Below are 20,288 nucleotides of genomic sequence, written 5' to 3'. Positions count from 1 at the left end.
CACGATGCACCGAACCCTGTACGACGTCCTCACCGCCACAGTGGACAGTCATCCCGACAAGCTCGCCCTGATCGCGGGACCGCACCGGCTGACCTACCGCGACCTGGCGGCACGCGTGGCCGGCCTGGCCGGCCGCCTCCAGGCCGACGGCGTGCGCCCCGGCGACCGGGTGGTGATCTGCGCCGGGAACCGGGTCGAGACGGTGACCGCCTTCTGGGCGGCGCTGGCCGCCGGCGGGGTGGCCGTGGTGGTCGGCCACGAGCAGCGGCCCGAGCGGGTACGCCACGTGCTGGCCGACTGCGCCGCCACCGTCCTGCTCGCGCTGGAGCCGATGGCGCGCTCCCTGACCGGCCTGGGCCTGCCGGCGTCGGTCCGGGCGGTGCTGCCGGTCGGCGCCGAGGACACCCTCTTCGCCGGTACGCCGGCACCCGTCGACGTGATCAGCGAGGATCTGGCCGCGCTGGTCTACACGTCCGGCTCCACCGGCGACGCCAAGGGCGTGATGCTCAGCCACGCGAACATGCTGACCGCGCTGGACTCGCTCAACGAGTACCTGCGCAACGGCCCGGAGGACGTGTTCCTCTGCGCCCTGCCGCTCGCCTTCGACTACGGGCTCTACCAGATGATCATGGCGTTCTCGCAGGGCGCGACGCTGGTCCTGGAGCGGGACATGAGCCTGCCGTTGCAGGTCGTCAAGGACATCGCCCGCTACCGCTGCACAGTCGTGCCCGGCGTGCCGGTGCTGTTCGAGCTGGTCGAGCAGTTCAGCCGCTTCGGCATGCCGGACGTGAGCAGCGTCCGCTGCCTGACCAACACCGGCGCCGCGCTGCTGCCCCGGCACATCGCCGCGATCCGCCGGCTGTTCCCCGGCGCGGACATCTACTCGATGTACGGCGTCACCGAGTGCAAGCGCTGCACCTACCTTCCGCCGGAGCTGCTCGACGCCAAGCCGGGCAGCGTCGGGCAGGCCATCCCGAACACCCAGATCCTGGTGGTCGACGAGCAGGACCGGCCCTGCCCGCCGTACCAGGTGGGGCAGCTCGTGGTGCGCGGCGGCACGGTGATGCAGGGCTACTGGGGACTGCCGGACGAGACCGCCCGCAAGATCCGCGAGCACCCGGTACGCGGCGGCCGCTGCCTCTACACCGGCGACTACGGCTACCTCGACGAGGACGGCCACTTCTTCTTCAAGGGCCGGATCGACGAGGTGATCAAGGTCCGGGGACGCAAACTGATCCCCCGCGACGTCGAGGAGGTCCTGCGGTCCGTGCCGGGCGTCGCCGAGGCGAGCGTGGTCTGCACCGCCCTCGACGACGGCGACCACGACATCGCCGCCTTCGTCGCCGCCGACCCGGCCGCCGTCGACGCGTCCGCGCTGCGTGCGGCCTGCCGGTCCGGCCTGGAGACCTGGCAGCGGCCCACCCGGTACGAGGTGCTCGCCACGCTGCCGCGCAACAGCAACGGCAAGGTGGACAAGCCCGAGCTGCTGCGCCGGTACCCGGTGCCCACTGCGGCCCTGGCACCGGCCGGTGCGCCGTGCTGAACCTGACCGCCGTGCAGGCCGTCGTGCCGGACGACCGGCCCAGCCTCTTCGCCCTCGCCGGCCGGTACGACATGCCGCGCGCCGAGCTGGCCGTGTTCCACCGGATCTACGGCCTCGACCGGGTACCGGTGTGGTCCGGCGACACCGCCGCCCTGGTCGAGGAGACGGTGGCGAACCTGCTCAAGGAGTCGGGTGTGGACTCCGGCCGGGTCCGCTGGCTGGTGCACGCCCACACCGGCACCCACCAGGACGTGGTGGGCCGCGCCGGCCTGGCCCGGATCTGCCGCCGGCTCGGGCTGGACCGGGCGCAGTCGTTCGGCATGACCACCAACAACTGCGCGTCGACGGTGTCCGCCATGCGGGTGGTCGACCGGCTGCTGGCCCGGGGTTCGGCCACCGACGTGGCGATCGTGGTGACAGCCGACGTCGCGTTCACCCCGATCATGCAGGTGATCCCGAACAGCTCGGTCACCGGCGACGCCGGGGTCGCCTGCCTGTTCAGCCGCCGCGACGCCGGTCACCGCGTCCTGGCCGCCCGGATCGACACGTACGGCCGGCACGCCGCCTGTCAGTGGCAGGACGAGGCGGCCAACGCCGAGTTCGAGGCCGAGTATCCGGCGCGGCTCGCCGACGTGATGCGCCGCGCGCTCGACGACGCCGGGCTGACCTGGCCGGACATCCGCATGGTGCTGCCGCACAACGTCAACACATTCTCCTGGAAGCAGGTCGCGGCGCGCGCCGGCATTCCGTTCGAGTCGGTCTACCTGGACCAGGTGCCGCACACGGCGCACTGCTTCGGCGCCGACATCTTCCTCAACCTCGCCGCCGCCGACCGCGCGGGCCTGCTGCGGCCCGGTGACCGGCTGATGCTCGCCACGGTCGGGCTCGGCGCGGTCTTCGCCGCCGTGGTGCTCGAATACGGGAGTCACACATGACCATCGGATACCGCGCCGAGCTGCGCGACCGGCTGCTGGCCGCCGCCCGGCGGCACCCGGAGCGTACGGCGCTCTGGGTCGAGGACCGCGCGTACACGTACCGGGAGCTGTTCGCCCGCGCCGACGCCCTGGCCGGCCGGCTCGACGAGCGGGACGAGCCGTTCTGCCTGGTGTACTGCGGCCGGAACCTGACCCGGTACGTGGCGATCCTGGCGAGCCTGCTGGCCGGCAAGGCGTTCGTGCCGATGTGCCCCACGTCGCCGCCCGCCTACTGCGAGAAGGTGCTCAAACGGCTCGACGGACAGGTGGTCGCGGTCCTGGACAGCGGTGACCCGGACCAGGACGACCGGCTGCGGACGATGATGGCGCCGCCGGCGCCGGTGCTCGACCACGGCCCCGGGCCGCGGTGGGAGGGCGAGCCCCGGCGGCCGCAGGGCGGCGCGTACCTGATGTTCACCTCCGGCAGCACCGGGGTGCCCAAGGCCGTCCTGGTCACACTGGACAACCTCACCGCGTACCTGGACGGCGCGATCGAGCTGTTCGGCCCGACCTGCGAGGACCGGTTCGCCCAGGTCAACAACTTCACGTTCGACCTGTCGGTGCACGACATCGCGCTGCCGTGGACCGTCGGCGCGGCCGTGTACGCGCTGCCCGACCAGGCCGTCTACAAGCTCCCCGCGCTGGTACGGGAGCACGCGCTGACGTTCTGGCTGTCCGTGCCCACCACCGGCGTCAGCCTGCTCGACCTCGGCCTGCTCCGGCCCGGCGCGCTGCCCAGCCTGCGCCGGACGCTGTTCTGCGGGGAACCGCTGCCCCGGCGGCTCGCGCAGGCGTGGCACGCCGCCAACCCGGACGGGGAGCTGTTCAACGTGTACGGGCCGACCGAGTGCACGATCGCGGTGACCTCCTTCGGCTGGCGGCCGGACCAGGACCTGCCGGACGTCGTGCCGATCGGATGGCCGTACCCCCGGCAGGAGGTCCGCGTCGTCGGCGCCGACCTGGCCGGGGTGGCCGCCGGGCAGACCGGCGAGTTGCTGCTGCGTGGCAGCCAGCTCGTCCCGGGCTACCACGGCGACCCGGAGCAGACCGCGGCCCGGTTCGTCGAGCTGCCGGACGCGCCAGGACGCTGGTACCGCACCGGCGACCTGGTCGCCCACGACCCGCGCTGGGGGCTGGTGTTCAAGGGCCGCCGCGACGACCAGATGCAGGTCCGCGGGCACCGGGTGGAACGGCTCGAGGTGGAGACCCTGCTGCGGCAGGTGCTCGGCACCGAGGCCGTGGCGGTGGTCGGCTGGCCGGTGGCGCCGGGCGGCCTCGTCCAGGGGCTCGTCGCGTTCGTCGCGGACACCGCGACGCCGGTGCCCGAGATGCGCCGCCGGATCAGCCGGGAACTGCCCGAACACCTGTGGCCGAGCCGCATCCACGTCGGTCCGCTGCCGCAGAACCGCAGCCTCAAGGTGGACTACCCGCAGCTGCGGCGCCGGCTCGAGGAGGAGTCGTGACCGCCGCCGTGCGGACACCGGCCGCCGGGCTGGACCGGATGCTCGCCACCTACCGCCGGCACACCCCGATGACCGAACCCGGGCCGCACGCCGAGGCGCTGCGCCGGCTGCCGGCCGACGTGCCGGCCCTCGTGGAGGTCATCGGCGGGCTGTTCGCCCACTACGAGCTGGACCCGCCCGCGGCCGGCTGGCAGCCCGGACCGGACCGGCTCGCCGAGGTCGACCTGCGCACCACCCGGCGGATGCTCGACCGGGTGCTCGCCCTCGACCCGGCGCCGCTGACCCGGGCCCGGCCGCTGCACCGCCGCTGGCTGGGCGTCTGCCGGGACGCGAGCCTGCTGCTCTGCGCCGTGCTGCGGGAGCAGGGGGTGCCGGCCCGGCTGCGGTACGGCACCGCCCACCACCTGTACGTGCCCTACCGGCCGATGCACGACCACGTGGTGGTCGAGTACTGGTCGGCCGGCGAGGGCCGGTGGCGGTACGCCGACGGCCGGATGTACCGGAACGCCCGGGACACCTTCCAACTGCCCGACCACTACCGGGACGACGTACCGGAGTCGGTGTTCCTCACCGGCGCCCGCGCCTGGCGCCGGGCCCAGGAGGGCGAGCGTGCGGCGCTGCGCCTCAGCGGCCTGATGCTGAACGCCGACGCCGGCCGCTGGCAGGCCCGCAACCTGTTCCTGTACGACCTGGCCGCCCTCGCCGGGTGGGAGCCGCTGATGTGGGACGCCTGGGGCTACATCCGCCGGGCCCGCCCGCAGTCCCGCCCGCGCGGGTTCCTCCAGTACCGCAAGCTCGGCCGGCTCGCCGCGCTCGACGACCGCGATCCGGAGCAGTGGCGCGAGCTGCTGCGCCGCTACCGGGCCACCCGCCTGGTCCGGGTGCCGGCCCGGGTGCTGTCGTGCAGCCCGGTCAACGGCCGCCGCGTCGTCGCCGCGCCGCCCGCCCGGAGGACACCCGATGATCGCGATTGACGCGGTGGTACGCGTGGAACCGGAACGACGGCTGTCGGTCACCGACGACCACGCGCTGCTCGGCCTCACCTCGGCCCGCGCCCGGGTGTACGGCCGGCTCTACGGCTACGACCGGATCCCGGTGGCCGCCGCCGGGCAGGAGTTCCCGATGCTGCTGGACGCCGTCCGGCGGCTGCTCGACGAGGCGCGCGTGACACCGGACCGGGTGGCGGTGGTGGTGCACGCGCACACCGGCCCGTACATCGGACCGGTCGGCGCCGGCCTGCCCCGGCTGGTCGCCCGGCAGCTCGGCGGCGACGCGCTGTGCTTCGGCACCCAGTCCAACAAGTGCGTCTCCAGCATCAGCGCGCTGGACCTGATGGACCGGCTGCTCGCGGGGCGGCCCGGCGACGCCGTCGGCGTCCTGCTGATCGGCGAGACCGCCGACAGCCCGGATCTGCGGGTGCTGGACACCGGCATCGCCGGGGACGTGGCGTGCGCGGTGCTGCTGCGCCGGAACGGGCCCCGCGACCGGGTGCTCGCCCACGCGGTCGCCACGCACGGCCAGTACGCCGGCGGCATCTACACCGAGCCCGGCGCGCCGAGCCGCCAGGAGTACGAACGCCGCTTCCAGGAGCATCTCGGCGACGTGGTCGACCGGACGCTGCGGCGGGCCGGACGCCGTCCCGACGAGCTGACAGTCCTGTTGCCGCACAACGTCAACGTCAACGTGTGGCGGGCGGCGGCCGGTGTGATCGGCGTACCGGCCGATCGGATCGTGCTCGACAACGTGCCCCGGTACGGCCACTGCTTCGGCGCCGACATCTTCCTGAACCTGGACACCGTCCGGCCCCGGCTGCGCCCGGGTGACCTGGCCCTGATGGCGTCCGTCGGGGTCGGCGGCACGTTCGGCGCCGTCCTGCTCGAACACTGACCCGCGAGGAGAGTCGCGTGAAGAAGCTGTACGTCATCCTCATCAACGACAACGTGATCCGATCCGGCCTGGCCGACCTGGGCCGGCTCGCGGACGCGGAACTCTGGCTGGTCTCCAGCCCGCACTACGCGCGCCGGCTCACCGACGAGCAGCGCGCCGCGTACGCCCGGATCGTCGTGCCCGACGACATGGAGACGACCGACCTGGTGGCGTTGCTGGACCGGGAGCTGCCCCGCCCCCGGCCGGAGCAGCTCCGGTTCCTCACCAACGACGAGTCCTGCGAGCTGATCTGCGCGCGACTCGCCGAGCGCCTCGGCACGGCCGGCTGGCCGGCCGCGCGCCTGCTGCCGTTCGTGGACAAGATGGCCAGCAAGGCCGCGCTCGCCGGCAGCGGGCTGCGGCTGCCGCGGCACCTGCGCTTCGACCGCGACCGGCACGCCGCCGACCCGCGCGGCTACTGCGAGCGGATCGCCGCGGAGATCGGCTTCCCGATGGTCGTCAAGCCGGTCGACAGGTACGCCAGCATGGACGTGCGGCGGCTGGACGGGCCGGCGGCGTTGCGCGCCTGGGCGAGCTGGGCGTCCTCGCCGAAGGACCGCAACAGCTACGAGGTGGACGAGTTCGTCTCCGGCACGCTCTACAACTTCGACGCGCTGGTGCAGGACGGCCGGGTGGTGTGGAGCAACGTGTGCGCCAACCTCAACCCCTGCATGGAGTTCGCCGCCGGACGGTCGCTCGGCGTGTGGACGCTGCCCGCCGACGACCCGACGGCCGTGCGGGTGTCCGGGTTCGGCCACCGGGCGCTCGCCGCGCTGCGGCCACCGGACGGCGGCGTACACATGGAGGTGTTCGGCACGCCCGACGGCGAGCTGGTCTTCCTGGAGGTCGCGGCCCGGCCGCCCGGCGGCGAGATGCGCGCCGTCTACCTGCGCACCCACGGCGTCGACATCGACCTCGCGCACTACCTGCTGCGGGCCGGCGAGCCGTACGACGTGCGGGCCCGGCCGACCGGCGAGCTGGGGGCCTGGGTGATCACCCCTCGTCACGCCGGCCGGGTCAGCGCCGTCGACCTGCCCGCGCTGCGCAGCGAGCACACCGTGCAGGTGCACGTGTCGGTCGGCGAGACCGTCGCGCGCGCCAGCGCGCACATCGTCGAGCCGCCGTCGGCCGTGTTCATGGTCTACGGCGCCGACCGGGCCGCCTTCGGCCACGACATGGACCTGCTGCGTGACCTCACCCTCTACCGCGTGGAGCCCTGATGGACCTGAACCTCGCCGCCGACATCGCCGGCCGCACGCCCTTCTACCTGTACGACTTCGCCGCCGTCCGCCACCGGGTCGCCGAGCTGCGGGCGGCCCTGCCCGACGGTGTGCTGCTGCACTACGCGATCAAGGCCAACCCGATGCCGGCGCTTGTGCAGCGCCTCGCGCCGCTCGTCGACGGACTCGACGTGGCCAGCCACGGTGAGCTGCTGACCGCGCTCGGCACCGCCGTCGACCGGGAGCAGATCAGTTTCGCCGGGCCGGGCAAGCGCGACCCGGAGCTGGCCGCCGCGATCGCCGCCGGCGTGGTGGTCAACGTCGAGTCCGGCGACGAGCTGGCCCGGCTGCGCCGGATCGAGACGGCGGTCGGGCGGTCCGCCCGGTTCGCGCTGCGGGTCAACCCGGACTTCCAGCTCTCCGGTTCCGGGATGACGATGGGCGGCGGCGCGACCCAGTTCGGCATCGACGCCGAGGCGGTCGGCGAGGTGCTGCGCGGGCCGGGCCGGCGCGGACTGTGCGGGCTGCACATCTTCGCCGGGTCGCAGAACCTGCGCCTGGACGCGCTGACCACAGGGGTCAGCCAGACGTTCGAGCTGGCCGACCGGCTGGTACGCGAGCATCGGCTGGACCTCGCGCACGTCAACATCGGCGGCGGGCTCGGCATCCCGTACTTCCCCCGCGACGAGGCGCTGGACCTGGCCGCGTACGGCCGGCACCTGGCCGTGGAGGTGGAGCGGTGGCGCCGCAGCCACCCGGACACCGCTGTCGTGCTGGAGCTGGGGCGGTACCTGGTCGGCGAGGCGGGTGTCTTCGTCAGCCGGGTGGTCGAGCGCAAGCACTCGCGCGGCGAGACGTTCCTGGTGGTCGACGGCGGCATGCACCACCACCTCGCCGCCTCCGGCAACTTCGGCCAGGTGGTACGCCGCAACTACCCGGTGTCCGCTGTGACCGCGAAGCCGGCCGACGAGCGGGAGACGGTCACAGTGGTCGGACCGCTCTGCACGCCGCTGGACACGCTCGGCCGGCGGGTGGAGCTGCCCCGGTGCGAGGTCGGCGACCTGGTGGTGGTGCACCAGTCCGGGGCGTACGGGCCGACCGCCAGCCCGGTGCACTTCCTCGGTCATCCGGCGCCGGTCGAGGTGCTGCTCTGAGTGGGCACGGCGCTGCGCCGCACCGCGACGGCCGGCACACCCGTCAGAGCGTCCTAGGACATTGGTGTGCCGGCTGCCGCGGGAGGTCGGCCTGTGGGTAGGCGTGTTCAGACCGGCCGGACGCAGCTCACGGGCAGGGTCCGGCCGCGCAGACGTCGATCACCTTGCCGGTGAGCAGGAACACCGCCTTCTGCCGCTGCGCGCCGGGCTGGGCGCGCGGGAACTCGTGCGAGTCCTCGCCGTACTCCGGTCCGGCGGGGGCCAGGTTGGTCGGCGGCGGCGCGTACGCGGCGCCGCTGTTCCAGACCACCATGGCCGAGCCGGCGTACGGGTACCTGCGGATCGGCGCGATGCCCCAGAACGGCCGCACGTCCGGTGACCAGCCGTCGGCCAGCGCCGGGGTGTGCAGTCGGGCGCCGATGGTGCGGGCCTGGACCTCCGCCGCGGCGGTCGAGACCTGCTGGTCGGCGAAGGCCACGTGCATCAGCACCCGGTGCGCCGGGGTACGCGGCAGCGGCCGGCCGGTCATGTGCCGGGCGTACCCGTTGGCCTCGGACCGGTCCCACAGCATCTGGAGCAGACCGAAGATGAGCTGCTGGTCGATGCGGTCCGGGTAGTAGCCGTCCATCACGGACTGGAACGGGGCGAAGTCGACGCTGCGTTGCAGCAGCGTGGAGTAGTTCATCGCGGGCACGCCGAGCACCGAGCGGGTCCAGTCCTGGGCGACGGCGGTGAGCGCGCCGCCGTTGATGCCGCCCTGGCTGTTGCCGTCGTAGTGCAGCCCGCCGGCCACGTCGATCAGCGGTCGCCCGGCGGCGTCGCGGAACGCCGGGTGGGCGGCGAACCCGCTGCGGTGGATCATCGTCCGGCCCAGGAAGAGGAAGTTCAGGAAGCTCTGCTGGAGCCGGTCGGCCACCGCGGGGAAGGCGCTGAGGTCGGTGAAGGCGCCCGCCACGTACGGGACGTCGGCGGCGGCCATGCCGATCCAGCTCGTGGCGCAGAAGGTGAAGTCGTACGTCTGCGACATGGTCTTGACGTTGCCGGCGTTGACCTCGGTCGGCCGGCCGAGCAGGCCGTGGCCGTAGAGCGAGAGGTGGGCCGGCTTCGCGGCGGACGCGCTGCGCGGGATGTTGCAGACGAAGTCGGCCGCCACCGTCGTGCCGGACGGTGTGGGCAGCGCGTCCGGCGCCGGCGGGGTGCCGTCGCCGCCGGGCGGCCCGTAGTGCAGCCGGGAGCCCGGTCCGCCGTCACCGGTCAGGTAGGACGGTACGGCGACGGTGCCGGTCACCTGCCGGGCGATCAGCGGATCCTGCTCCGGCGTGTAGTCGGTGACCTGGTTGACTGTGAACGAGGGCGCGCGGCGGCCGAGCGCGGCGAACGCGCCGTCCCGGACCGCGAGCATCCGCCCGGTGAGGCCCTGCCGGCTGGCCACTGTGAAGTCCCAGGCCAGGTAGAGGCTGTGCCGCTTGACACCGGCCCGGCTCAGGTCGGCGAGGATCCGCCTCATCTGCGGCGCGCGCGGGTCACGCCGGTCCAGGCCGGCGCCGGTCACGTACGCGCGGAACGCCTTCGGCGCCGGGATCAGCGCGCCGTCGCCGTCGCGCATGCCGCGCAGGCCGACGACGTACCTCGTGCCCTCGGTCAGCGCGACCGCCGGCCGGATGATCAGCGCCTGCCGGTCCGGGTCGCCGGCGGCGTGCGCGTCCAGTTCCGCCCAGTAGGGCGTACGCCTGCCGGTGCGGGCGTCGAGCAGCACGATCGGCGCGTCCGGCGCCAGCGAGCGGCCCACGTCGGTGACCGGCGCGATCCGCGTCCGCGCGGCGTCGAGGCCGGGTACGCGCGCCAGGATCGGCGAGCCGGGGCTGAACCCGTCCTGCCGGTTCCACTCCGCCGGGTCGATCGGCACGCCGAGCACGTTGGCGGGCATCGCGGAGGCCGCGAACCGGACCCGCTTGCCGGTCGGGGTGCTGCGGTCCGGGACGGTGAAGTAGTCGTTGGGGAACGGCAGCAGGCAGGCCGCCGGGTCGATCGGGTCGCAGGACCGCTGCCCGGCCGGTGCGGGAGGCGCGGACGGCGCCGCGGCGGCGCCGGAACCGAGCAGCACGGCCGATGCGGTCACCAACGCGGACACGGCGAGACGGAGCCGTCTGGGGGTGGGCACGCGTGTCTCCTTCGACAGCGGACGGTGGTGTTCTTCCTACGCCCGTGACCGGATCTCGGCAAGGGCCCACACATCGACAGGGTCGCGAAGCACTACGTGGTGTGACGGGCACGGCCTCCCGCCGTCCGCCTCTTCCCGGCGGCGGACGGCGGGAGGGGCGCCGGGCTAGCCGACGACCACGACGCGGCCCTGGTTCAGCGGTTGCAGGTGCGCCGGGTCGAGATCGTCCGGTGCGCCCCGGCCGCTGTCGTAGACGACGCGTCCTCCGTCGCTCTCCCAGATCCTGATCCGGAACCGGTCCACGTCACGTCCGTCCGGGGAGTCGGCGACAGTGAGCTGGTACGCGTACCCCGGCCGGCCGTTCACGGTGCCCTCACCCTGGTACCGGCCCACCGATCCGGCGACGGTCAGACGCTCGTGTGTCGTACCGGCGAACGTGAACTCGCGTCCCGGCAGCCGGAAGGTGGTCGCGCCGAACGGCGTGGGTGAACCCTTCACCAGGCCCGCGACGAAGGCGAACTCCCCCGGCCCGGTGGCGGCCACGTCGGCGCTGAGCGCGCCCGCCGGTGAGACGATCGCGCCGGCGCCGGCCACCGTCACGTCCGACGGGTCGTAGACCACGATCCGTACCGTCTGCTGCCCGGTTCCGCCGTCGTCGCCGGTCACCGTGAGGCGCGCGACGTGCACGCCGGGCCGGAGATTCCCGGTGGCGACGCAGCCGCCCTCGTTGCGGTCCTCGCTGACCACACCGGGCGTGGCCGGGGCCGGACCCCCGCCGTCCCAGTCGACCGCGCAGCGGTGGGTGTCCGGCACGCCCGGGTCGGTGAACGTGGCCCGCACGGTGACCGGACCGGCCACCCGCAGCTCCTCGTCCAGTGCGATCGGGCTCACCTCGATCGGCCGGTTCGCCACGGTGACTGTCACCGTGTCGGTGGCGGTGCCGTGGCGGGCGTCGGTGGCGGTCAGTTCCAGCCGGTACGTGCCGGCCCGGTCGGCGCGGAACGACGGCGTGCGGGCCGGACCCTCCAGCCGCAGGCCGCCGCCGAGGCCGCCACCCTCCGGCTGGGCGAGCACCGTCCAGGACAGGGTCACCGGATCGCCGTCCGGGTCGGTGGTCCGGGTCGCGTCGAGGGTGACGGTGTCGCCCTCGACGGCGGTCCGGTCCGGCCCGGCGTCGGCTGTGGGCGGGCCACCGGCCGGCAGGACCCGGCCCACAGTCACCTCGGTACGCGCGGTGGCCCGCAGGCCGTCGGCGTCGGTGGCGGTGACCGTGAGGACGTGCCGTCCCTCGCTGAGCTGCCCCGGCGTACGGGTGGCGCCGGTGCCGAGGTCACCGTCACGGTCGGAGGTCCAGCGCACCGCCGACCCGTCCAGGTCGCCCTGTTCCGGGTCGGTGACGGACGCGGCGAGCGTGACCGTCTGCCCGGTGGCGAAGAACGTGCCGCCCATCGGAGCGGTGATCCGTACCGCCGGGTTCTTGCCGGCGACAGTGAGCGGACCGCTCGTCGCGTCGGCGGTGTGCACACCGTCGGTGACCCGTACCCGCAGCCGGCCGGTGGCCGCGCCGCCGGTGCCCGCGAGCTGCGCGGCGTCCAGCGTGTACGACGTCCCGGTGAGCCCGGTGGCCAGCACCCGCCAGTCGTCGGCGCCGTCCGGGCTGTACAGGACGCTCGCGGTGACCGGACCGCCGTCGGCGTCGCCGGCGCTCCAGCCCACAGTGACCGGCCCGGTGGCCGGCACCGACGCGGGCGGCGCCTCGCCCGCCAGCGCCACGACGGGCGGGTTCGCCGACACCGGGAGGGTGGCGAGGTCCCGCCCGGCGCGGGTGTCCACGAGCGTCACCCGGCGGGTGCCGGGGGCGAAGTCGACGACCTCGTGGAAGGGACGTGTCGCGGCGTGCTCGGTGGCCGCCGGGGTGAACGGGTGCTCGGCGAGCGTCGCCCCGGCGGCGTCGAGCAGCCGCAGCGCGTACGGGCCGGGCGTGGTGGCCGGGCGCTGGGTGGTGCGGGTCAGGCGCTGCCCGGTGAGGGTGGCGGTGCCGTCGCCGACGGCGCCGGACAGCGCCAGCAGGTCACCCGTCGCGCCCTGCTGGGCGGGCGGGTTCTGGACGCGGTTGCGCCACAGCCGCCACAGGTCGTCGGAGACCCAGGTGTTGCGGCAGTAGCTCATCAGGTCGGCGACCGGCGGGCTGGTGTCCGGCGCCCAGACGATCCGGCGCGGAGCGCCGACCGAGGCGTCACCGATGTCGTAGCCGGCGAAGCCGGGATTCGCCGGGTCCGGCCCGCCGATGGTGCCGCGCGGGTACGGGTAGGACCGGGGCCCGGTCTCGTCGCCGGGATTGTCCGTGCACTCCACGTGCCCGGCGCCGAGCAGGTGCCCCAGCTCGTGCAGGATGGTCGTGGGGTTGTGCGCTCCGCCGACCGCCACCCATCCGGGGATGTTCTCGGCGATGCCGCCCATCCGGTCCCGGTTCACCATGACCAGGTGGTAGACGCCGGGCTCCCGCGTCCCTGCCGTCGCCTGCCGGTAGCGGTCGAGCACCGAACGCGCGTCCTGCGCGTCGAGGAAGAAGCTGTCGTCACCGATCCAGAAGAACGGGTGGTCGTCGCGGTAGTCGGCGCGGGTGACCTCCAGCCGGCTCGTCGGCAGCGTGCGCCGCAGCAGCGACTCGGCCCGGTCCAGGTCGGACTCGGGAGGCAGCACTGTCTGTCCGTCGCGCTGGTAGCCGAACCGGATCAGCTTGACGCGAACCGGTTGGGACGCCTGGAAGCGCACCGTGCGCTCGGTCACGTTGTCCAGGTGGTCGGGCTCGGTGACCCGGCGGTCCGGGTTGATCTCGACCCGCAGCCTGACCTGGCCCTCGCTCGTCCACTGGGTGGGCAGCTCGAACAGGAACCCGCCGCCCAGTTGTCCGCGTCGCACCGTCCGGTCGGGCACCAGCAGGCGGCCCGGGTTCGCCGGGGCGAGCGGCGGGCCGAGCGACGTGCCGTCGGCCCGGAACCCGTGCAGGGCCGCGGTCACCGCGGGCGTCTGCGCGTCGGTGCCGACGTACGCCCGGACGACGGTGCGGCGGTCGGCGACCAGGTCGACGGAGTTGCCCAGGTCCTGGATGACCTGGGTGACCTCCAGCCCGCCGGCGGTCAGGTTCGGTCCGGGCGCGGTGCAGGTGTTCAGGTAGACGCGCAGGGTGTTGTCGACCTCGTCCAGGACGGCCACGTCGAGGGACTGGTTGTTGTCGAACCGCCCCACGGCCGCCTGCACCGGCTGGCTGCCCGCCGCGAGGACGGCCGGGGTGCCGAACGTGCCGTCGCCACGGCCCGGGAAGACGTAGACCGCCCGGCTGGCGTAGCCGACCACCACCAGGTCCGGACGGCCGTCCCGGTTGACGTCGGCGACGTCCACGTCGTGCGGACCCTCCCGCCCCGGGGTCAGCGGCCCCAGGTCCAGCGACGGCAACTCCCGGGGCGCCGACGGGAAGCCGCCGGACGGTGGGTCGCGGTAGTCGCTCCACAACCGGATGCGGTCCTCGCCGGGGATCGCGACGGCCGCGTCGAGCCGCCCGTCGAGGTCGAAGTCGGCGATCGCGGGCTTCCACGCCTCGCCGATCCCTTCCACCCGGGGCGCGGGGCTGTTAGCGCCGTCGCGGATCAGCGACACCGTGCCCTGTGTGCGGCTGCTGACCAGGAGATCGGGCACGCCGTTGCCGGTCAGGTCGCCGGCGGCGAGGAAGTCCGGCTGGACGTACGTCGGCTGGTCACCGAGGAGGAACCTCTGGTCGAAGCTGCCGCCGTTGAGGTTGCGGAACACCCGCACCCGGTCGTCGTCCCGGTCGGTCCGGTCCTCCGGGTCGAGGGCCGCCAGGTCGGGCAGCAGATCACGGTCGAAGTCGGCCACCGCGACGTCCGCCACGCTGCGGCCGGCCAGCACGCGCCCTCCCGGCCCGAAGCCCGGGTCTCCACCGGCGGCGCCGAACCAGACACCCACCCCGTCGGTGGTCGCGACGGCGTAGTCCGGTTTGGCGTCCCGGTTGAAGTAGCCGACGGTGACGGCGCGCGGCGTGCCCGGCGCCGGATAGACCTCCGGCGGGGCGCCGGGCCCCACCGACGTGCGGAACGTCCCGTTACCGACGGCGATGAGCTGGTGCACGTCGCCGTCACCGCTCGCCGAGGCGACGAGCAGGTCGTCGAAGCCGTTCTGGTTGGTGTCGACCGCCTCGACGTCACGGGGAGCGGCCACACCGGCGACCGCCGGCATGGCCGTGAACCCGAACGTCTCGCAGCCGGCGACGAGGCCCGCTCCCGGCGGGCCGGCGACCCGGACCGGTGCCGCGGCGCCCGGCACTGTCGCCCCGGGCCCCAGCAGGACCACCGCCAGAGCGGCCGCCACCGCGCCGGTCCACCGGCCTGATCTTCGTGAACGCATCACTGCCACCTTTCCGCGCGCACGACCGTCCGGCGCGAGGCCGGACGGCGGCGCACGATCGTCGTAGGAGAGTGGGAAGTCTCGATCGGGTCGACCGGGAGACAGCCGGCCCGGGCCGGGTGCCGCACGCGGGGCACCGCCGGTCCGGTACGAGTCTCGTCCCCGGGGGACGTCCGGCTACAGGGTCGGCGGTCCAGGGCGGCGCAACGGCGTGCCGGATCTTTCTGCCCGCGCGCAAGACAACCCCCTGCCCGTCCGGCCACATCGGGCGGCCGAGTCGGGAAGACGATTGCGCGCGGCGGTGGACGCCGAGCCGGCTCGGCACCGCCGGCCGGCGGACCGCCACGGCCGGGGCCGCACGTCGGCACGCCGCGACGGCGGGCGTGGGAGATCGGCCCGGCTGCCGACGAGGGCGGTCACGACGACGAGGGCACTGCCGGCGCCGTCGCGAGTCCCGGGCCGGCCGCCCGGTTCCGGCCGCCGTCCGGCGGCGCACCGAGGGCGGCCGACAGGTCCCGTGCGGCCTGCTCGATCCCGCCGGCCGTCGCCAGCGCGAACACGAACCGGTCCGGCCGCAGCACCACCAGGTCGGCGCCGTGCCGCCGCAGCCACCCGCCGAGCACCCCGTCGGCGTCCACGACGTCGATCCGGTCCGGACGGCCGTCCGCGGACGACTCCGGCGGGCCGGCGAGCGGGTCCGGCAGGCCGGCGAGCGGCGTGCCGGACGGGTGGACCGCGACGAACCGCACCGGCAACCCCTGCCACCACGCGCCGGGCGGGTCGTCCACACCGGCGCGACCCAGCACGACGAAGCCGTCGCCGAGCGCCTCGTCGAGCAGGCGCTCGCCGGGCGCACCCGGGATGAGGACCCGCGGCTGGGGGAACATGGTCCCGACCACGCCGTCTCGCCGCCCGCCGGTCATCAGGCCCCGCCGGTACGCCGGCACCGGCTTGAACTCGAAGCGCTCCACGAACCGCCGTACCCGGGGAACCGTCTGGACCGCACGCAGCGCGGTGTCACGCAGCCAGGCGGAGATCCGGTTGCGGGCCAGGAAGACGCGTCCCAGCCGGACGCTCGTCTGTGCCATCTCCACCGTGTGCGGGCGCCGCTCGGTCTCGTACGTGTCGAGCACCGCGGGATCGGCGGCACCGGACAGCACCAGCGACAGCTTCCACGACAGGTTCGCCGCGTCGCGCAGGCCGCTGCACAGGCCCTGGCCCATGAACGGGGGCATCTGGTGGGCCGCGTCGCCGAGCAGGAACACCCGTCCCTCCCGCCACCGCTGCGCGACGAGGTGGTGGAAGGTGTAGACGACCGCCCGGGTGACGGCGAACCGGTCCGGGTCGACGTACGGCGAGACGAGCGCGGCGACGGTCTCCGGCCGCTGCACCTCGTCCTCGGTCTCGCCCGGGCGCAGCATGAACTCCATCCGGTAGCTGCCGGCCGCGCCGGGAGAGACGAACGCCGGGCGCCGCCAGTCGCACACGAACGTGGTGTCGGCCACCCGCACGGCGTCGGGCGGCACGTCGCCGGAGACCGCGAGCCACGGCTCGGCGTAGCTCGCCCCGGACAGCGGGATCCGGACGGCGGCGCGGGTGGCGCTGCGGGCGCCGTCGCAGCCGAGCACGTACCGGGCGCGGACCGCCCGCCGCTGCCCGGTGACCACGTCGGACAGGAGCACCGTCACGCCGTCCTCGTCCTGGGTCAGGCCGACCAGCTCGGTGCCGAGCGCGAGCCGGACGTGCGGGAAGCGGTCCAGCCCGGCGCGCAGCGTCCGTTCCAGTCGCGGCTGGTCGAAGAAGCGCAGCGGCGCGTGCCCGTACCCGAAGTCCGTCTCGGACAGCTTCATCCGGGCGAAGACCCGGCCCGCGCCGTTGACGTACTCGACCAGCGGCGGCGCGATCGTCTCGTCGCGTACCTCGTCGAGCAGCCCGGCCTGCTGGTAGATGCGCAGCGCCTCGTCGTCACAGGAGAAGGCCCGCGGCTGACCGTGCGGCGTGGCACTGCGCTCCACGACCAGCGTGGTGACACCGCGGGCGCCGAGCAGGTTGGCGGTGAGCGCACCCACCGGCCCGCAGCCGACGACGGCGACCTCGACCTCCTGGACCTCCTGGTGAGCCGGCGGCTGAGCTGATCCCATGGTGGTGCCCCTTCGGAACATGGTCCCGGACGGCTCCGGCCGTCCTACCCGACACCGACCAGGGCACCAGCCGGGCGTGGAACGGCTGTGGAAAGTGTGTGGAGGCGGCGTGGAGGCGGGATTCCACGCCGGTCAGAAGACGGCGAACCGGGGCAGCAGCAGCCCGGCGCCCTGTTCGGCGGCGATCCGCGCGCCGAGGTCCCACTCCGCGCGGTCGCGCCGGGCCGCGCCGCGGATCCGGTGCAACTCCGCGACGAAGACGCGCTCGCCCACCCGGTCCGCCACTGCCAGCGCCTCCTCGGCCAGTGTCGCCGCGGTGTCCGGACGGCCGCCGGTCAGGTACGCCTCGGCCATCGCGCAGAGCGTGATGGTCCGGGTGGACCGCAGTCCGGGACGGTAGAACTCCTCGGCGGCGGCGCGCATCGCGTCGAGCCGGCCGTGGTCGCCGCCGCGCGCGGCGGCCCACTCCAGGAAGTACGCGCCGGTCGCGGTCATGTGCGGCAGGCCGGTGGCGCGGCCGATGTCCCGGCACCGTCGCCCCGCCGCGTCGGCCGCGGCGACGTCGTGCTCCTGCATCGCCAGCCAGGCGGCGTAGAGCGCCGCGTTGGCCCGGCCGTACGGGTCGTCGAGGTCCTCGGCGAGGGCCTCGGCGGCGGCGATGTCGGCCCGCGCGCCGGCCGGGTCGCCGCGCATCGAGCGCACGAGCGCCCGGAAGTTGTGGCAGGCCAGCACCGGACGCCGGCCCACCTCGCGGCGCAGCAGCGCCCGGTCGACGGTACCCAGCCGCTCGATCCCGGCGGTGAGCCGCCGCTCGCTCTCGGCCTGCCGGCCGGTGAAGTAGGCGACCGCGCCCAGCAGGTACTCACCTGCGACGGCGGTCAGCCCGCTGCCGTCGTCGGGCGCCCGTACGAGCCGCCCGGCGAGGTCGGCGCAGATCGCGAACTCGGCCCGGTTGGCGGCGAGTTCGCCGAGCGCCCAGAGCGCGTGGCGGATGTCGGCGTCCGGCCCGACGAGCGTCAGCAGCTCTCGGGCGCGGGCGCAGACCCGGTCGACCGCGTCGCTGCCGACGCCCACCGTCATCTGGAGCAGGGACGCGCGGTGCAACTGGACGGTCAGCTCGGTGGCCGCCGCGTCGGGCGAGACCCGCGCGGCCGGGGCCAGCCGGAGCGCGGCGCGTTCGAGGTGGCCGAGCGCGTCCTCGTAGGCGACCCGGCGGGTGGCGTCGTCGGCGGCGCGCAGCGACCACCGCAGGTGGTCCTCGCCGTGGCCCAGACCGACCGCCTCCCCGTAGTGGTGGGCCAGCTCGGCCGGCGCGGTGCCGGCCGTCCGCTCGTACGCGGCGGCCAGCCGGGCGTGCAGCGCGGCCCGGCGCGGCGGGACCAGCTCGGCGTAGGTGACCTCGGCGATCAGCGGGTGGCGGAACGCGAGCGCGCCCGGTCCGGTCTCGACCACCAGCGCGGCCGGATAGGCCGGGGCGAGGTCCTCGGCGACGGTCTCGGCGGTGCTGTCCAGTGCCGCCGCCAGCACCGCCAGGTCCAGGTCGTGCCCGGCCACGCTGAGCAGGTCGAGGCAGCGCCGGGCGGGGCCGGGCAGTCCGGCGAGCCGCAGCCGCACGGTGTCCCGGATGCTCGGCGGCAGCTCCGCTGCGGCGCCCGGATCGGTCCGGGACCGCAGCAGCTCGGTGAGGAAGAACGGGTTCCCGCCGGTCCGGGTGACGAGCCGGGTCACCACCGGCTCCGGCGGCGCCACGCCGGTGCGGCCCCGGACCAGGTCGGCGACCGCCGCGGCGTCCAGCCCGGCGAGCCGGACCTGACCGAAGCCGCCCCCGCGCGCCAGCTCGGCGACCGTCGCCACCAGGGCCGGGTCGTCGCCGTACGGCCGCAGCGTGGCGACCACCAGCGCCCGGGACGCGGGCAGGGCGGTGGCGAGGAACCGCAGCAACAGCAGCGAGTCCGGGTCGGCGGCGTGCAGGTCGTCGAGGACGACGAGCAGGCCGCGCTCCCGGGCCGCCGCGTGCACCAGTTCCGACACCGCCTCGTACACCTGGAACCGGGCCGTGGGGTCGAGACCGCGACCGTCGGCCGGTCCGCTCGGCGCGCCGGCGGCGAACCCGTCCAGGCGGCTCGCCGAGCCGGTGGCGCGGGTCTGCGGCATCGCCACCAGCGCGCGTACCACCTGGCTCCACAGCCAGAACGGCGGCGCCTGCCCGACGTCCGGACAGCGGCCCCAGACCACGGGGACGCCGGTCGCGGCGGCGCGGGCGCCGAGTGCCGCGGCGAGGCTGGTCTTGCCGATGCCGGCCTCCCCCACCAGCGTCAGCACGCGCCCGCTCTGCCCCGTGGCCGCGTCCAGCGTGCCCCGCAGCCGTTCCAGTTCCGCGTCCCGGCCCACGAGCGGTCCGCCGTCCCGCTCCGGCGCCGCCCCGGCGGTCGCCGGGCCGCCGGTGTCCGCGGGACTGCTCCGATCAGGCGGTACGGCCTGCTCCAGGATCAGCCGGTGCACCGCGCGGGTCTGCTCGCCGGGGTCGATCCCGTACTCGCCGGCCAGGATCCGGCGGCCCTCGTCGAAGACGGCGAGCGCCTCGGTCTGCCGCCCCGAGCGGTACAGGGCCAGCATCAGCTGCGCCCGGGCGCCCTCGCGCAGCGGGTGCGCCGAGACGAACCGGCGCAGTTCCGGCAGCAGCGTCGCGTGCCGGCCCGCGGCGACGGCGGCTGTCAGCCGCCCCTCCTCGGCGCTCAGCCGCAGCTCGGCCAGCCGGGCCGCCTCCGGACGCACCGCGGTCAGGTCGGCCACGCCCGCCAGCGGCTCGCCGCGCCACAACGCCAGCGCCTCGGTGTACGTCCGCTCGGCGGCCGCCGCCTGCCCGGCCGCGAGCGCGTCCGCAGCCCGGTCCACCAGGCCGGCGAACCGGATCGCGTCCACCGCGTCGGCGTCGACCCGCAGCTCGTACCCCCCGGGGTGGCTGCGCAGGACGCGCGCCGGCTCGCGGTGGGACCGTTGGGGTTCCACGGCCCGGCGCAGCCCGGCGACGTACGTGCGCAGCGTCGTCCGGGCGCTGGCCGGCGGTCGTGCGTCCCAGAGCGCGTCGACCAGCCAGTCGGCGGCGACGAACCGGTTCGGCCGCAGCAGGAACAGAGCCAGCAGCGCCTGCTGCTTCGGCCCGCCGAGGGGCACCACCCGCCCGTGCCGGACGACCTCCGGCGGACCCAGCACCCGGAACTGCACAGTCACCTCGACGACGACCCCATCGGGCCGAGTATGGCAGCGCCGGTCCACTCCGGACA

Annotated in this window: 11 protein-coding genes; 7 read left to right on the top strand and 4 right to left on the bottom strand. The window is 74.9% G+C overall.

What is annotated here, in order from left to right; translation table 11 throughout:
- Nucleotides 1-4: 4 nt before the first annotated feature.
- From IF06_RS0100780 to IF06_RS0100750, 7 genes are read left to right on the top strand one after another with little or no spacing between them, the layout of a single operon-like run.
- Nucleotides 5-1,543, top strand: coding sequence for a class I adenylate-forming enzyme family protein (locus IF06_RS0100780; protein ID WP_013287005.1), 1,539 nt, complete (start codon nucleotides 5-7; stop codon nucleotides 1,541-1,543).
- Nucleotides 1,537-2,478: a ketoacyl-ACP synthase III family protein gene (locus IF06_RS0100775; RefSeq protein ID WP_013287006.1), complete on the top strand. Its 942-nt coding sequence runs from the start codon at nucleotides 1,537-1,539 to the stop codon at nucleotides 2,476-2,478. Before IF06_RS0100780 ends, IF06_RS0100775 begins: the two co-directional genes overlap by 7 nt.
- Nucleotides 2,475-3,980: an AMP-binding protein gene (locus tag IF06_RS0100770; protein ID WP_030268261.1), complete on the top strand. Its 1,506-nt coding sequence runs from the start codon at nucleotides 2,475-2,477 to the stop codon at nucleotides 3,978-3,980. Before IF06_RS0100775 ends, IF06_RS0100770 begins: the two co-directional genes overlap by 4 nt.
- Entirely contained in the window at nucleotides 3,977-4,954 is a 978-nt protein-coding gene (locus IF06_RS0100765; RefSeq protein WP_030268259.1) for a transglutaminase domain-containing protein, read from the top strand. The genes IF06_RS0100770 and IF06_RS0100765 overlap by 4 nt, the downstream gene beginning before the upstream one ends.
- The gene (locus IF06_RS0100760; RefSeq protein ID WP_013476321.1) at nucleotides 4,941-5,867 is read left to right on the top strand and encodes a 3-oxoacyl-[acyl-carrier-protein] synthase III C-terminal domain-containing protein; all 927 of its coding nucleotides are present in this window, start codon (nucleotides 4,941-4,943) and stop codon (nucleotides 5,865-5,867) included. Before IF06_RS0100765 ends, IF06_RS0100760 begins: the two co-directional genes overlap by 14 nt.
- Nucleotides 5,868-5,884: 17 nt before the next feature.
- The gene (locus IF06_RS0100755; protein ID WP_030268258.1) at nucleotides 5,885-7,126 is read left to right on the top strand and encodes an ATP-grasp domain-containing protein; all 1,242 of its coding nucleotides are present in this window, start codon (nucleotides 5,885-5,887) and stop codon (nucleotides 7,124-7,126) included.
- Nucleotides 7,126-8,280, top strand: a complete 1,155-nt coding sequence (locus IF06_RS0100750) for a pyridoxal-dependent decarboxylase, exosortase A system-associated (RefSeq protein WP_030268256.1) — start codon at nucleotides 7,126-7,128, stop codon at nucleotides 8,278-8,280. The genes IF06_RS0100755 and IF06_RS0100750 overlap by 1 nt, the downstream gene beginning before the upstream one ends.
- Nucleotides 8,281-8,407: 127 nt before the next feature.
- Here the strand turns inward: IF06_RS0100750 and IF06_RS0100745 are convergent, their stop codons facing one another.
- The 4 genes from IF06_RS0100745 to IF06_RS0100730 all read right to left on the bottom strand — a co-directional run bounded on the left by IF06_RS0100745 (nucleotide 8,408) and on the right by IF06_RS0100730 (nucleotide 20,235).
- Entirely contained in the window at nucleotides 8,408-10,441 is a 2,034-nt protein-coding gene (locus IF06_RS0100745) for a hypothetical protein (RefSeq protein ID WP_036310082.1), read from the bottom strand.
- Nucleotides 10,442-10,606: 165 nt separating this feature from the next.
- Nucleotides 10,607-14,863 carry an FG-GAP repeat domain-containing protein gene (locus tag IF06_RS0100740; protein WP_030268252.1) on the bottom strand — a complete coding sequence of 1,419 codons (4,257 nt, stop codon included), beginning with the start codon at nucleotides 14,861-14,863 and terminating at the stop codon, nucleotides 10,607-10,609.
- A gap of 416 nt (nucleotides 14,864-15,279) precedes the next feature.
- The gene (locus tag IF06_RS0100735; RefSeq protein WP_230650055.1) at nucleotides 15,280-17,004 is read right to left on the bottom strand and encodes a bifunctional 3-(3-hydroxy-phenyl)propionate/3-hydroxycinnamic acid hydroxylase; all 1,725 of its coding nucleotides are present in this window, start codon (nucleotides 17,002-17,004) and stop codon (nucleotides 15,280-15,282) included.
- Between the two features lie 132 nt (nucleotides 17,005-17,136).
- Nucleotides 17,137-20,235: a BTAD domain-containing putative transcriptional regulator gene (locus tag IF06_RS0100730; RefSeq protein ID WP_232236578.1), complete on the bottom strand. Its 3,099-nt coding sequence runs from the start codon at nucleotides 20,233-20,235 to the stop codon at nucleotides 17,137-17,139.
- Nucleotides 20,236-20,288 lie beyond the last annotated feature (53 nt).

This window comes from Micromonospora globosa, from assembly GCF_000717585.1.
Lineage (GTDB): Bacteria > Actinomycetota > Actinomycetes > Mycobacteriales > Micromonosporaceae > Micromonospora > Micromonospora aurantiaca.
Note: the sequence above shows the minus strand (reverse complement) of the source record. Positions and strands in the feature narration are given on the sequence as shown.

What these genes read in the sequence shown, in the direction of transcription:
- IF06_RS0100780 (WP_013287005.1), top strand. Translation starts at nt 5, where the DNA reads ATGCACCGAACCCTGTACGACGTCCTCACCGCCACAGTGGACAGTCAT.
- IF06_RS0100770 (WP_030268261.1), top strand. Translation starts at nt 2,475, where the DNA reads ATGACCATCGGATACCGCGCCGAGCTGCGCGACCGGCTGCTGGCCGCC.
- IF06_RS0100760 (WP_013476321.1), top strand. Translation starts at nt 4,941, where the DNA reads ATGATCGCGATTGACGCGGTGGTACGCGTGGAACCGGAACGACGGCTG.
- IF06_RS0100750 (WP_030268256.1), top strand. Translation starts at nt 7,126, where the DNA reads ATGGACCTGAACCTCGCCGCCGACATCGCCGGCCGCACGCCCTTCTAC.
- IF06_RS0100740 (WP_030268252.1), bottom strand. Translation starts at nt 14,863, where the DNA reads ATGCGTTCACGAAGATCAGGCCGGTGGACCGGCGCGGTGGCGGCCGCT.
- IF06_RS0100735 (WP_230650055.1), bottom strand. Translation starts at nt 17,004, where the DNA reads ATGGGATCAGCTCAGCCGCCGGCTCACCAGGAGGTCCAGGAGGTCGAG.